Annotated in this window: 12 protein-coding genes; 6 read left to right on the top strand and 6 right to left on the bottom strand. The window is 68.4% G+C overall.

Going from position 1 to position 12,915, the window contains the following annotated elements; translation table 11 throughout:
* Position 1 precedes the first annotated feature (1 nt).
* The 3 genes from phbB to SOM26_RS03205 all read right to left on the bottom strand — a co-directional run bounded on the left by phbB (position 2) and on the right by SOM26_RS03205 (position 4,036).
* Positions 2-724, bottom strand: a complete 723-nt coding sequence (gene phbB, locus SOM26_RS03215; protein ID WP_056432167.1) for an acetoacetyl-CoA reductase — start codon at positions 722-724, stop codon at positions 2-4.
* A gap of 85 nt (positions 725-809) precedes the next feature.
* Positions 810-1,823, bottom strand: coding sequence for a ferrochelatase (gene hemH / locus SOM26_RS03210; RefSeq protein WP_320451309.1), 1,014 nt, complete (start codon positions 1,821-1,823; stop codon positions 810-812).
* On the bottom strand, positions 1,823-4,036 hold the full coding sequence (locus tag SOM26_RS03205) for a xanthine dehydrogenase family protein molybdopterin-binding subunit (RefSeq protein WP_320451308.1): 2,214 nt from the start codon (positions 4,034-4,036) through the stop codon (positions 1,823-1,825). The genes hemH and SOM26_RS03205 overlap by 1 nt, the downstream gene beginning before the upstream one ends.
* Before the next feature lie 508 nt (positions 4,037-4,544).
* Here SOM26_RS03205 and lgt point away from each other — a divergent pair.
* The 5 genes from lgt to SOM26_RS03180 all read left to right on the top strand — a co-directional run bounded on the left by lgt (position 4,545) and on the right by SOM26_RS03180 (position 9,245).
* Positions 4,545-5,414, top strand: coding sequence for a prolipoprotein diacylglyceryl transferase (gene lgt, locus SOM26_RS03200; RefSeq protein WP_320451307.1), 870 nt, complete (start codon positions 4,545-4,547; stop codon positions 5,412-5,414).
* A 40-nt stretch (positions 5,415-5,454) separates the two neighbouring features.
* Positions 5,455-6,537 carry a class I SAM-dependent methyltransferase gene (locus SOM26_RS03195; protein WP_320451306.1) on the top strand — a complete coding sequence of 361 codons (1,083 nt, stop codon included), beginning with the start codon at positions 5,455-5,457 and terminating at the stop codon, positions 6,535-6,537.
* Positions 6,534-7,043 carry a GNAT family N-acetyltransferase gene (locus SOM26_RS03190; protein ID WP_320451305.1) on the top strand — a complete coding sequence of 170 codons (510 nt, stop codon included), beginning with the start codon at positions 6,534-6,536 and terminating at the stop codon, positions 7,041-7,043. The genes SOM26_RS03195 and SOM26_RS03190 overlap by 4 nt, the downstream gene beginning before the upstream one ends.
* On the top strand, positions 7,040-7,807 hold the full coding sequence (gene pgeF, locus SOM26_RS03185) for a peptidoglycan editing factor PgeF (RefSeq protein ID WP_320451304.1): 768 nt from the start codon (positions 7,040-7,042) through the stop codon (positions 7,805-7,807). The genes SOM26_RS03190 and pgeF overlap by 4 nt, the downstream gene beginning before the upstream one ends.
* Positions 7,808-7,919: 112 nt before the next feature.
* Complete coding sequence (locus SOM26_RS03180; protein ID WP_320451303.1) at positions 7,920-9,245, top strand: cystathionine gamma-synthase family protein; 1,326 nt, start codon at positions 7,920-7,922, stop codon at positions 9,243-9,245.
* Positions 9,246-9,248: 3 nt separating this feature from the next.
* On the opposite strand, the gene SOM26_RS03175 is transcribed toward SOM26_RS03180, so the two are convergent.
* The 3 genes from SOM26_RS03175 to SOM26_RS03165 all read right to left on the bottom strand — a co-directional run bounded on the left by SOM26_RS03175 (position 9,249) and on the right by SOM26_RS03165 (position 12,314).
* Positions 9,249-9,824 (bottom strand): TetR/AcrR family transcriptional regulator, encoded by a 576-nt coding sequence (locus SOM26_RS03175; RefSeq protein WP_320451302.1) that lies wholly within the window; start codon positions 9,822-9,824, stop codon positions 9,249-9,251.
* Between the two features lie 2 nt (positions 9,825-9,826).
* On the bottom strand, positions 9,827-10,294 hold the full coding sequence (locus SOM26_RS03170; RefSeq protein WP_320451301.1) for a nuclear transport factor 2 family protein: 468 nt from the start codon (positions 10,292-10,294) through the stop codon (positions 9,827-9,829).
* Between the two features lie 91 nt (positions 10,295-10,385).
* Entirely contained in the window at positions 10,386-12,314 is a 1,929-nt protein-coding gene (locus SOM26_RS03165) for a BCCT family transporter (protein ID WP_320451300.1), read from the bottom strand.
* 142 nt (positions 12,315-12,456) lie between these two features.
* Here SOM26_RS03165 and SOM26_RS03160 point away from each other — a divergent pair, with 142 nt between their 5' ends.
* Positions 12,457-12,912 (top strand): DUF3429 domain-containing protein, encoded by a 456-nt coding sequence (locus SOM26_RS03160; protein WP_320451299.1) that lies wholly within the window; start codon positions 12,457-12,459, stop codon positions 12,910-12,912.
* Positions 12,913-12,915 lie beyond the last annotated feature (3 nt).

Here is a 12,915-nt window from a genome sequence, read left to right as displayed (position 1 = left end):
CTTAGTACATATGCTGGCCGCCGTTGATCGACAGGGTCGAGCCGGTGACGAAGCCCGCCTCGTCCGAACACAGGAAGGCGACGCCGCGCGCGATCTCGTGCGCCTGGCCCAGGCGCCCGACCGGGATCTTGGCGACGATCTTTTCCAGCACGTCGGCGGGGACGGCGGCGACCATGTCGGTGTCGATATAGCCCGGTGCGATCGCATTCACGGTCACGCCGACGCGCGCGCCTTCCTGCGCCAGCGCCTTGGTAAAGCCGTGGATGCCCGACTTGGCGGCGGCATAGTTCACCTGGCCATATTGGCCCGCCTGGCCGTTGATCGAACCGATATTGACGATACGACCCCATTTGCGCTCGCGCATGCCGGGGAACACCGCCTTGGCCATGTTGAAGCAACCGCCCAGATTGGTGTCCATGACCTCCTTCCACATCTGGTAGGTCATCTTCAGCAGCGTGCCGTCGCGGGTGATGCCCGCATTGTTGACGACGATGTCGACCGGGCCCAGTTCTTCGGCGACCTGCGCGACACCGGCCTGCACCGCGTCGTAATCGGCGACGTCCCACTTGTACGCCTTGATACCCGTGCGCTCCGAGAATTCGCGCGCGCGTTCGTCATTGCCCGCATAATTGGCGGCGACGGTCACGCCCGCCTCCTTCAGGGCCAGGCTGATCGCCTCGCCAATACCGCGCGTACCACCCGTCACGATCGCAACCCGAGCCATTCAACCTCTCCCATTTTGAGATTGTGGCTTAAAAGGGGCATGCGCGATCCGCAATGGTGAAGACCGGCCGCCATGTAATATTACGTTACGGCAACCAGCCCCGAAGCTCGCGTTCGATCAATCCCCGCAGCATCGCGATCCCGACATCGCTGTCGTTAAGACACGGTAGATAGGCGAAATGGGTGCCGCCCGCCCCCTCGAAACTTTCGCGACCACGAATCGCCAGTTCCTCCAGCGTCTCGATACAGTCCGCCGAGAAACCAGGGGCCAGGATCGCGATCTTGCGAATGCCGCGCCCCGGCAGCGATTCCAGCACCGTGTCGGTCGCGGGTTCCAGCCACTTGGCACGGCCGAATCGCGACTGGAACGCGACCAGCATCTCGCGCCCCGCCAGCGTGTCCTTCATCGCCTCGCCCAGCAGCCGCGCGGTCTTGCGGCAATGGCAGTGATAGGGATCGCCCAGCTCCAGCGTGCGCTGCGGCATGCCGTGGAAGCTGGCCAGGATCGCCTCGGGCTCGAAATCCAGCGTCGCGAGCTGTGCCTCCACTTGCTGCTTCAGCGCATCGATATAGAGCGCGTCGTCATAATAGGGCGGCAGGGTGCGGATCGCGGGCTGCCAGCGCATCGTCGCCAGATGCGCGAACGCCTTGTCATGCGCGGTCGCGGTCGTCGCCGCGCAATATTGCGGATAGAGCGGGGCCAGCAGGATGCGCTCGCACCCGGCATCCTTCATCGCCTGGATCTGGTCGGCGATGGCGGGGCGGCCATAGCGCATCGCCCAGTCGACCATGACACCGGGACCGAAGCTATCCTTCAGTGCCACCGCCTGCGCCCTGGTGATCGCGGCCAGCGGCGAGCCGTCGTCGCGCCACACCAGCGAATAGGCATGGGCCGACTTCTTCGGCCGGGTGTTCAGGATGATCCCGCGCAGGATCGGCTGCCACAGCAGCGCGGGGATCTCGATCACCCGGCGGTCGGACAGGAACTCGCCCAGATAGCGTTTCACCGACTTGGGATCGGGCGCGTCGGGCGTGCCCAGGTTCATCAGGAGCACGCCGATCTTCGGACGCGGGACGGGCGGATGATCGGGAGGCAGCATCAGACGGACAACTCCATCGGCAGGCTTCGTATCCGTGGGAAGCCGGGCAGGGTGGCAAGCGCGTTGGCGATGGCAGGTGCGACCGGCGGCACCGCCAGCTCCCCCACCCCGCCGGGATCGTCGTCGGAGCGGATCAGCTCGACCGTGATATCGGGCGTATCGGCCAGACGCGGCAGGTTCAGCGCGCCCAGCCGCGACGGCTGTGCCATCCCATCGGCAAAGCCCACCGCGCCGCCGCGCAACGCCGCCAAGCCGAAGACGAGGCCGCCCTCGATCTGCTGTCGCACGATGTCAGGGTTTACGACGCGCCCGCAATCGACCGCCGCGACCAGCCGGTCGACGATCGGCCGCCCGTTCGCGTCGCGGTGCGCCTCGGCCAGCACGGCGACATAGCTGCCGCGAAAGCCGTGGCCAGCGATCCCCTGCCCGCTGCCCGCCCCGCCGCCTTCCCAGCCGCCCAGCGACGCCGCAGTCGACAGGCACCGGGTCAGCCGGGGCTCCTGCGCCAACAGGCGGAGCCGCCAAGCCAGCGGATCGGCCCCGGCCGCCCGCGAACACTCGTCGATGAAGGATTCGGTGATGAAGCAGTTGGCGACATGCGCCCCGCCCCGGACATGGCCGGTCGGGATGGGCAGCGCGGCGACGTGATGGCGGATCGACAGCGCCGGGATGGCATAGGGGGGCACCGCACCGCCCATCGCATAGGCATCGCCCCGCCCCTCGCCCTTCAGCCCCAGCCGGACCATTCCGCCGGGCATCACCCGCCGGGCGAGCGCCTGTCCGGTGGCGGGGGTCGCGATCTGCGCCCGCCACGCGGTCAGCCGCCCCTGCTCCACCCGCGCGGTCATCCGGGCGGTGGCGGGCGCGCGCCAGGCGTCGCGGCGCAGGTCGTCGGCGCGCGACCACTGGACATTGACCGGCCGCTTCAGCTTTGCCGCGATCATCGCCGCCTGCGCCACCGCCTCATGCTCCAGCCCGATGCCGAAGCCGCCGCCGATCGGCATGGCGTGGACGACCACCCGGTCCGCCGCGACGCCCGCCGCCTCGGCCGCCACCGTCCTGGCGCGCTCGGGCGCGAGGGTCGGCGCCCAGAGTTCGAGGCCGCCGTCCCGCCATGCCGCCACCGCCGCGCGGGGCTCGATCGCGGCGTGAACGCCGGTGCCGACCTGATAGTCCGCCTCGATCAGCCCCCCGCCCGCCAGCGCGGATTCGGCATCGCCCTGCGCGGCGACGCTATGCCCGTCTTCCTTCAAAGCGGCGGCGAGGCTTTGCGCGATCGCCGCGGAGGTCGGCCCCGTGCCTGCGCTGACCGCCTGCGGGGCCAGCGCGTCCAGCCCCTTTTGCGCGATCCACCAGCTCCCCGCCGCCACCGCGCCCCAGTCGCCGCCGTCGATCACCTCGACGACGCCGGGGACCTTCATCGCCGCCGCGCGGTCGATGCGGATCGCGCGTGTCCGGCCCAGCGGCGCGTGGCGCACCGCGACATGGACCATGTCGGGCAGGCGGATATCGGCGGTGAAATTGGCCGAGCCGTCGACCTTGGCGGGCGAATCGAGCCGGGGGACGTCCTTGCCCGCCAGTGCCCCCGCCCCGCCGCTGCCCAGCGGCAGGGGCTGCGGCACCGTCTCGCCCGCCGCCGCCTCGGCCAGTTCGGCGAAGCGCAGCCGCTGCGTGCCGTGAGTCATGAAGCCGTCCCTGGCCTCGCAAAGGCTCCAGTCCACGCCCCAGCGCCGGGCGGCGGCCTGTGCCATCAACGCGCGGGCGGTCGCGGCGGCGGCGCGCGCGGGCCCCTCGAACATGCGCAAGCTGCTCGACCCGGCGGTCAGCATCACCCGGTCGCGCCGCAACCATTCGGTGCGCACGACCTCGGGCAACCGGTCGAACCCGCCCTCGAACAGCGCGTCGACGCCGATCGGATTGGCGTAGAGCGGGCTGATCGGCGCAGGCTCGACCGCCACCGTGCGCCAGTCCGCGCCCAACTCGTCGGCGACCACCTGCGCCAGCGTGGTGGCGATGCCCTGGCCATGTTCGGCCTGCGGCACGGCGACGGTGACGATACCGTCGCGCCCGATCTTCAACCAGGCCCCGAACGCCTGCTCGCCCGGCGCGACCGTCAGGTTCGGCGGATAGGCGCGCGGCCACACGCCCCAGGCGACCAGCAACCCGACCCCTGCTCCCCCGCCGACGAGAATGTTGCGCCTGCTGAACTCCATCGCGGCCAGCCTTAGCCGACGGGCATGGGCAGACAAGCCGGGGGTTTCGCTGTCTCAGAACGAGGGGGTCGATTGTTCGGGCAATGCCGCCAGGTTTTTTTGCGCGCAGAGGCGCGGAGGACGCAGGGAAGGATCGGCGGCGCAGGCGTCCTGCTTTTGCGACCGGAAGACCGTGCCGCTCGCGATGCGCAGACCGGCCGTACGACCGGGCTCGACATCTCTGCGTCCTCCGCGCCTCTGCGCGAACCACATGTCTTCGCGGCTTCGCGTGAGTCCGGAATGAGAGCGACCGTTTTGGCGTGGCCTTCGACTTCGCTCAGGCTGAACGGAGCGGGGGGATTGTCACCGCCCCTGAATCGAGGGCGTCATACCACTCTCCGTTCAGCCTGAGCGAAGTCGAAGGCCACGTACTCTCCCCCACCAACGGCACCGAAGCCATGGTCTTGGTGTTGTCGTCCCGCCGCTCTATGAGGGCGGACCAGAAAGGGAAACGCGCTTGATCCTCTCCATGCTTGCGGCCGCGGGCGGCCATATCCGGTTCGAGGATCTGGGGTTGCACCCGGACATCTTCTCGATCGGCTTCTTCACGCTGCGCTGGTACAGCCTGGCCTATATCGCGGGCATCCTGTTCGGCTGGTGGTATCTGGGCAAGATGCTCGACCGGCCGGGCGCGCCGATGTCGCGCACCCATGCCGACGATCTGGTCTTCTATGCGACGCTGGGCATCATCCTGGGCGGGCGCATCGGCTATGTGATCTTCTACGCGCCCGAGATGTTCCTGCGCCCGTTGCGGATCATCCGGCTGTGGGACGGCGGCATGAGTTTCCATGGTGGCGCGATCGGCGTCGGCATCGGCGTCATCCTGTTCGCCCGCAAGCACAAGCTCAGCTGGCTGCGCATCCTCGACTATCTGGTCTGCACCGCGCCGGTCGGCCTGTTCCTGGGTCGCCTAGCCAATTTCGTGAACGGCGAGCTGTGGGGCAAGCCGTCGGACGCGCCCTGGGCGATCGTCTTCCCGCGCACCGTGCCCTTCGGCCTGGTCGATCCGGCGCGCCATCCCAGCCAGTTGTACGAGGCGGGGCTGGAGGGCCTGGTGCTGTTCGCGGTCATGAGCTTCGCCTTCTGGCGGACCAGGGCGCGTTACGATCCGGGCAAGCTGTCTGGCCTGTTCCTGCTCGGTTACGGCATTGCCCGCTTCATCGTCGAGTTCTTCCGCGAACCCGACCAGCAGTTGCGCGCCTTTGCGGAAGTGACCGGGCTGCATATGGGCCAGTGGCTGTGCGTGCCGATGATCCTGGGCGGGCTGTACCTGATGAACTCCGCCAAGGCGCGTCGCGTCCGGGTCGAACCGATCGCCGGGGCCGACAGCATTTCCTGATCCTCTTGCGGCGAAGGGATGGGATCGGCAGAGCGAGGCCATGACCAACCCGCTGATCCCCCCCGCCGATCACAAGCCCGCGCCGGAGGACGCGCTGCCCGAACGCCTGGCCCGCGCCATCGCGCTGGCCGGGCCGATCCCGGTGGCGCAGTTCATGGCCGCCGCCAACGCGCAATATTACGGCACCCGCGATCCGCTGGGCGCGGGCGGCGACTTCACTACCAGTCCCGAGATCAGCCAGATGTTCGGCGAGCTGGTCGGCCTGTGGTGCGCGGACCTGTGGGACCGCGCGGGGCGGCCCGAGACCTATTGGGTCGAGCTGGGGCCGGGGCGCGGCACGCTGGCCGCCGATGCACGGCGGGCGATGGCCAAGGCGGGCTTCACCCCGACCATCCACTTCGTCGAAACCAGCGCGAGCCTGCGCACCGCGCAAGCCGAGCGCGTCGCCGATGCGCAGTGGCACGACACGGTCGAGACGCTCCCCACCGACCGCCCGCTGATCGTCGTCGCCAACGAATTCTTCGATGCAATGCCTATCCGCCAGCTCGTCCGGCGTGGCGATGGCTGGCATGAGCGGCTGGTCGCGGCGCAGGACCTGTTGTTCCTGCCGATCGCCGGACCGCCCGTCCCGCCCGAGATCATTCCCGAACCGCTGCGCGAGGCGGAGGCCGGTTCGGTGATCGAGGTTTCGCCCGCCAGCGTCGCGATCATGCGCACCCTATCGGCGCGGATCGCGGCGCAGGGCGGGGCCGCGCTGATCGTCGATTACGGCTATGAGGGGCCCGCCATCGCCGACACGCTCCAGGCGGTACGCGGCCATGCCTATGCCAACCCCTTCGACCGGCCCGGCGAACAGGATCTGAGCGCGCATGTCGATTTCACGACGCTGGCCGCCGCCGCGCAAAGCACCGGCCTCGCCGCCTTCGGCCCGGTGACGCAACGCGACCTGCTGGGCGCACTGGGCATCGACCAGCGCACTGCGGCCCTTGCCCGTGCACATCCCGACCGCGGTGATGCGCTGCTCGCCGACCGCAACCGGCTGATGCAGGACATGGGCACGCTGTTCCGCGCACTGGCGGTGGCGCGCCCCGACTGGCCGGTGCCTGCGGGATATGGCGAATGACCGCCTATCGCGACGCAGTACCCGGTGACGGCGAGGCGCTGGCCGTGATGGCGCAGGCCGCCTTTACCGACACGTTCGGCCATCTCTATCCCCCCGCCGACCTGAGCGCCTTTCTGTCCGAAGCGTTCGGCCCCACCGGCCTGCCCAGCCAGATCGGCCATCCCGACTTCACCATCCGCCTGGCCGTGGACGGTGATGCGATCATCGGTTTCGCCAAGATCGGCCCGGTCGGCTTTCCCGGCGAATGGCCGGAGGATGCGGTCGAACTCTATCAGCTCTATGTCGCGTCCAGCCATTTGGGGGCGGGCGTGGGCCCCGTCCTGATGGACTGGGCCATCGCCACCGCCAGGACGCGCGGCGCGCGCGAGTTGATCCTGTCGGTCTATGTCGACAATCACCGCGCCAAGGCCTTTTACGCCCGCTACGGCTTTGTCGATATCGGCCGCTACGACTTTCCCGTCGGCGACACGATCGACGAGGACCGGATCATGAGGCTGTCGCTATGACCATCGAGGCACTCCGCACGCCCCTGCTGGAGGCGATCCCGCACGGCTTTCTCGGGCGGCGCGGCGGCGTGTCGGCGGGTATTCACGGCGGGCTGAATGTCGGGCTGGGCTCGCAGGATGATGCCGAGGCGGTCGCCGAGAATCGGGCCCGCGCGCGCGACGCGGTGCTGCCGGGCGCGCGGCTGATCACCTGCTACCAGATTCACTCGGCCGAGGCGGTGACGGTGTTGAGCCCGCCGGAGGATGATATCCGCCCACATGGCGACGCACTGGTCACCAACCGGCCGGGGCTGCTGCTCGGCATCCTCACCGCCGACTGCGCGCCCGTGCTGTTCGCCGATGTCGAAGCGGGTGTCGTCGGCGCGGCCCATGCCGGGTGGAAGGGCGCGCTGGGCGGCATCACCGATGCGACGCTGCTCGCCATGGAAGCGCTGGGCGCGCGGCGCGAACGGATCGCGGCGGCGATCGGCCCGTGCATCGCCCGCGCCAGCTATGAGGTGGATGCCGCCTTCCTGCGCCGCTTCGCAGAACAGGCCCCCGAGAATGAGCGCTTCTTCGCCGATGGGACGCGGCCCGATCACTACCAGTTCGACCTGGAGGCCTATGTCGCCCACCGCCTCGCCGCCGCCGGGGTCACGCGCGTGGCCGCGCTGGGTGAGGACACCTATGTGCAGGAGGACCGCTTCTTCAGCTTCCGCCGTTCGACGCACCGCGACGAGCCATCCTATGGCCGCCAGATTTCGCTGATCGGCCTCCCGCTCTGAAATTCCTCCCCTTTCAGGGCAGGAAGATTGAGCATCTCGCCAAAGCCGCCCGCCACGTTATCCTTGAGACAGGGCCGCCGGCAGAGCGGCATCCGTTCCCGAGGAGACCGACATGCCGACCGAATCCGATCTTACTGGCGTTCCACAACAGGGCCCGGCCGCATCCAAGAGCGAGGTGACCAGCATCGGCGACCGCAAGCTGAAGCCTTCGACGCTGATGATGGGCTATGGCTTCGACCCCGTACTGTCGGAAGGATCGCTGAAGCCGCCGATCTTCCTGACCTCGACCTTCGTCTTTCCCAATGCGGCGGCGGGCAAGCGGCATTTCGAGGGGGTCACCGGCAAGCGTCCCGGCGGAGCCGACGGGCTGGTCTATTCGCGCTTCAACGGGCCGAACCAGGAAATCCTGGAGGATCGCCTGGCCATCTGGGACGAGGCGGAGGACGCGCTGACCTTTTCCAGCGGCATGGCGGCGATCGCCACGCTGTTCCTGTCGATGGTCCAGCCGGGCGACGTCATCGTCCATTCGGGCCCGCTCTATGCCGCGACCGAGACGCTGATCGGGCGCATCCTGGGCCGGTTCGGGGTGCAGTGGCTCGACTTTCCCGCAGGCGCGACGCGCGAGGAGATCGACGCGGTGCTGACCAAGGCCGCCGCGACCGGCCGGGTGCCGCTGATCTATCTCGAAAGCCCCGCCAACCCGACCAACGCGCTGGTCGATATCGAGGCGGTGGCCGCATCGCGCGACGCGGTCTTCGCCGACATGCCCGAAAAGCCGCCGATCGCGATCGACAATACCTTTCTTGGCCCGCTCTGGCAGCGCCCGCTCAAGCACGGCGCCGATCTGGTCGTCTATTCGCTGACCAAATATGCGGGCGGCCATTCCGATCTGGTCGCGGGCGGCGTGCTGGGGTCGAAGGCGCACATCGCCACCATCCGGTCGATGCGCAACACCATCGGCACGATCTGCGATCCCAACACCGCCTGGATGCTGCTCCGCTCGCTGGAAACGCTGGAGCTGCGCATGAGCCGCGCCGGGGAAAACGCGGCCAAGGTCTGCGCCTTCCTGCGTGACCATCCGAAGGTCGAGCGGGTCGGCTATCTCGGCTTCCTGGCCGATACGCCTGGGCTGGAGCGACAGGCCGATATCTATCGCCGTCACTGCACCGGCGGCGGCTCGACCTTCTCGCTGTATCTGAAGGGTGGCGAGGCGGAATCCTTCCGCTTCCTCGACGCGCTTCGCATCGCCAAGCTGGCGGTCAGCCTTGGCGGGACCGAGACGCTGGCCAGCCACCCCGCCGCGATGACGCACCTGTCGGTCCCCGACGCGCGCAAGGCGGCGCTCGGCATCACCGACAATCTGGTGCGTATCTCGATCGGTGTGGAGGATGCCGACGACCTGATCGCCGATTGCGAACAGGCGCTGGCCGCGATCTGACCCTCACGCGGCGGCGGCGAGCGCGGTGTAGAGCCGCGCCGTCAGCCGCCCCAGCGTCGCGCGGAACAGCGAAGGGTCGTTCAGGGCGCGCGCCAGCACGACCGCACCCTGGATGCCGCTGACCACGTCCTGCGCCAAGGTGGCGGCATGATCCTCCGCCACCCCGGCCCGCACCAACCGCGTCTGGAGCGCGGCGATCCAGCGCCGGAAATAGGCCGCGATCGGCTCGCCAAAGGGATCGCGGGTCGCCCCCAGACCCCAGGCACCGATCAGGCAGGCGCGCTGTCCGGAGCGGAAATAGCGGTCGATCTCGACCATCATCGCGTCGATCCCGGCGCGCGGGTCCTCCGCCTGTTCCAGCGGTACGAACACCGCCGCGTCGAACCAGGCGGCGACATCGGCGAGCACGGCGGCCGCCATCTCCTGCTTTCCGCCGGGGAAAAAGTGATAGAGGCTCCCGCGCCCCAGCCCGGTCGCGGTGCCGATCAGCGACAGGCTGGCCCCGGCATAGCCATATTCGCGAAACACCTCGGCAAGGCCCGGCAGCGCATCGGCTCGCTCGGCGATCATCCGCGCCATGGTTACAGCCCCAGGTCGCTTAAACCGGGATGATCCGCCGGACGGGGTCCAAGCGGCCAGCGGAACAGCCGCTCCTCCCCGGTGATCGCCAGGTCGTTGATCGACGCGATCCGCCGCCGCATCCGGCCGTCCCCGGCAAAGTCCCAATTCTCATTGCCATAGGACCGGAACCACCGACCCTCCGCATCATGCCATTCATAGGCGAAGCGCACCGCGATCCGGTTGCCCTGATGCGCCCAATATTCCTTGATCAGGCGATAATCCCGCTCCCGCGCCCATTTGTCGCGGAGGAATGTGACGATGGCATCATGCCCGGCCAGGAACAGGTCGCGATTCCGCCAGGGACAGTCGGGCGTATAGGCCAGCGCGACGCGTGTCGGATCGCGGCTGTTCCAGGCGTCTTCCGCCATGCGAACCTTCTGGACGGCGGTTTCGGTGGTGAACGGTGGCAACGGCGGGCGGTCGGTCATCCGGTGTTCCGATCCTTCATTCTCGACTGTAACGATCGGTACAATGAATGGCCGCCTCGGGCAATGCCCCATGCCCTCAGCGGCGGAGCGATCAGCCTTCCCTGCGATTGGCCTCGGCCAGGCGCCAGCGTTCGAGTTGGGTCAGCACGTCGTTGGCGATCTGTCCGGTGGTGAAGCCGGTCAGGTCGCGAAAACCCGTCTCACCATTGGTCTGCGCGGCGAGCATCCAGGCCAGGCTGCGGCGGCGTTCGGGCGCCTCCAGCGCGGTATAGGCGGCCAGCGGGCGCGAGCGGGGCGACAGGCGATAGACGAAGGGGCGACCATCGCGCGCGGTGATGGTCAGCGCGACCTGGTCGTCCTCGCTCTCCAGCCGACTGGCGGTCCAGCCCTCCGCCTCCATCGCCTCCTGCACGCTTTGGAGCGCAGCCTCCCCCTGTGCGCGGATCTGCGCGACGATGTCGGTGCGGCGGGCCGGTACGATCAACCGCTTGATCCGCTCGCTGATGGCAGGGCTGTCACCGGGCAGCGTGACGCCCGCCAGATCGGCATTGGTCTGGCGCACCAGTCCCACCGCCAGCAACAGCATGATGAAGCAGAAGGGGAGCGCGGCCAGCAGCGTGGCCGACTGCAACGCGCCCAACCCGCCCGCGACCAGCAACAGCGTCGCCGTGGTCCCCAGCAATACGCACCAGTACATGCGCTGCCAGCGCGGCGTCTCCTCGGTCCCGCCCGAGGCCAGCGTGTCGATGACCAGCGCGCCCGAATCGGCAGAGGTCACGAAGAAGAAGCCGACCAGGACGATCGCCAGGGTCGAGGTGACGCTGGCGGCGGGCAGATATTCCAGGAACTTGAACAAGGCGGTCGACAGGTTCGCCTGCACCGCCGCCGCGATGCCGCCATGCGCCCCGCCCAGGTCGAGCGCGATCGCGGTGTTGCCGAACACCGTCATCCACAGGAAGGTGAAGGCGGTCGGCACGAACAGCACGCCGATCACGAATTCGCGGATGGTCCGCCCGCGCGAGATGCGCGCGATGAACATGCCGACGAACGGCGACCAGGCGATCCACCACGCCCAGTAGAACAGCGTCCAGTCCGCCATCCAGGCGCGCGGTTCATAGGCGTAGAGGGTGAAGGTGCGCTTGACGAAATGATCGAGATACAGGCCGAAATTCTGCACCAGCGCACGCAGTAGGAACAGGGTCGGGCCGACCGCCATGACGAACAGCATCAGCAGGACGGCGAGGACGAGGTTCAGCTCGGACAGGCGGCGAATGCCCCGGTCCGCGCCGCTCAGCACCGACAGGGTCGCCGCACCCATCACCAGCACGATGACCGCGATCTTGACGGTCAGCGTGTCGGGCAGGCCATATTCGTAATTCAGCCCCGCCGTCATCTGCGACACGCCGAACCCCAGCGAGGTCGAGACGCCGAAGACCGTGCCGCACACCGCGAAGATGTCGATCGCATCGCCCAGCGGCCCGTCGATCCGCTTGCCCAGGATCGGCGACAGGCCCGACCGCATCGTCAGCGGCAGGTCCTTGCGATAGGTGAAATAGGCCAGACTCATGCCGACCAGCGCATAGATCGCCCAGGCGTGGACGCCGTAATGGTGGAAGGTGATCGCCATCGCCTCGCGCGCGGCCAGGATCGTGCCGCTGGGCGCTTCGGGGGGCGAGATATAATGCTGGATCGGCTCGGCGACCGCGAAATACATCAGGCCGATGCCCATGCCCGCCGCGAACAGCATGGCCAGCCAGGACAGATAGGGAAAGTCCGGCTCGGCATCGTCCGGCCCCAGCTTCAACTTGCCCGCGGGACCGAATCCCAGCGCCAGCACGACGACCAGGAAGACCGCGACCGACGCGATATAGAACCAGCCGAACGTGTCGATCGCCCAGGCCTGTGCCGCCTTGAACGCGGCGTCGGCGGTGCCCGGCATGGCCAGCGTCGTCACCAGCAACAGCGCGATGATCCCGGACGCGCCCCAGAAGACCCGCGGGTTGATTTCACTCTTTATCATATCAACAGGTTAGCATCGGTTCGGAAAGATGGCGAATGGCCGCTCCCCTTGCGGGCCGCGCGGGGGCCTCCGGCGGCGTCCGTGAACCAATGCCCGTCGTCCGCGTATCCCCTGCACCGCACCGCCGACCATGAGGTACAGGATGACGCCCCGCCCCCTGCCGCGACCGCCGCTGATCCTGGGAGGCGCCGGGGTCCTGCCGCCGATCCTGTGCATCGCGCTTGTGCTGGTCGCCCCCCGCCTGACTTTGCCCACGATGATCGCCGGGGGCCTATATGCCGCGCTGATCCTGTCGTTCCTGGGCGGGTTGTGGTGGATGGAGGCGCTGATTCGGCGGGAGCCCCGCGTCACCCCCTATGTGGCGGCGGTGGCGCCGAGCCTGATCGGGTGGATCATATTGTTGCCGCCGTTGCTGGGCGGCGGGTCGTTGCGGATCGCGCTGCTGATCCTGGGCGCGGTCATCCTGGTGACGCCCCTGGTCGATGCCCGCATCGGGCGATGGGTGCACGACATGCCGGGATGGGGCCGGTTGCGGCTGGCCCTGTCGACCGGGCTCGGGGCTGCGACGATCTTGCTCGGCTTGATCGGCGTGATGTGACGA

The organism is Sphingomonas sp. CFBP8993 (assembly GCF_034044895.1).
Lineage (GTDB): Bacteria > Pseudomonadota > Alphaproteobacteria > Sphingomonadales > Sphingomonadaceae > Sphingomonas.
The sequence above is the reverse complement of the archived record's forward strand: the minus strand, read 5'-3'. Positions and strand labels throughout refer to the sequence as shown.

Coding starts and splice junctions, on each gene's coding strand:
- SOM26_RS03160 (WP_320451299.1), top strand. CDS start 12,457: ATGACGCCCCGCCCCCTGCCGCGACCGCCGCTGATCCTGGGAGGCGCC.
- hemH (WP_320451309.1), bottom strand. CDS start 1,823: ATGCTGCCTCCCGATCATCCGCCCGTCCCGCGTCCGAAGATCGGCGTG.
- SOM26_RS03175 (WP_320451302.1), bottom strand. CDS start 9,824: ATGGCGCGGATGATCGCCGAGCGAGCCGATGCGCTGCCGGGCCTTGCC.
- SOM26_RS03195 (WP_320451306.1), top strand. CDS start 5,455: ATGACCAACCCGCTGATCCCCCCCGCCGATCACAAGCCCGCGCCGGAG.
- SOM26_RS03165 (WP_320451300.1), bottom strand. CDS start 12,314: ATGATAAAGAGTGAAATCAACCCGCGGGTCTTCTGGGGCGCGTCCGGG.
- SOM26_RS03205 (WP_320451308.1), bottom strand. CDS start 4,036: ATGGAGTTCAGCAGGCGCAACATTCTCGTCGGCGGGGGAGCAGGGGTC.
- SOM26_RS03190 (WP_320451305.1), top strand. CDS start 6,534: ATGACCGCCTATCGCGACGCAGTACCCGGTGACGGCGAGGCGCTGGCC.
- pgeF (WP_320451304.1), top strand. CDS start 7,040: ATGACCATCGAGGCACTCCGCACGCCCCTGCTGGAGGCGATCCCGCAC.
- SOM26_RS03170 (WP_320451301.1), bottom strand. CDS start 10,294: ATGACCGACCGCCCGCCGTTGCCACCGTTCACCACCGAAACCGCCGTC.
- lgt (WP_320451307.1), top strand. CDS start 4,545: ATGCTTGCGGCCGCGGGCGGCCATATCCGGTTCGAGGATCTGGGGTTG.
- SOM26_RS03180 (WP_320451303.1), top strand. CDS start 7,920: ATGCCGACCGAATCCGATCTTACTGGCGTTCCACAACAGGGCCCGGCC.
- phbB (WP_056432167.1), bottom strand. CDS start 724: ATGGCTCGGGTTGCGATCGTGACGGGTGGTACGCGCGGTATTGGCGAG.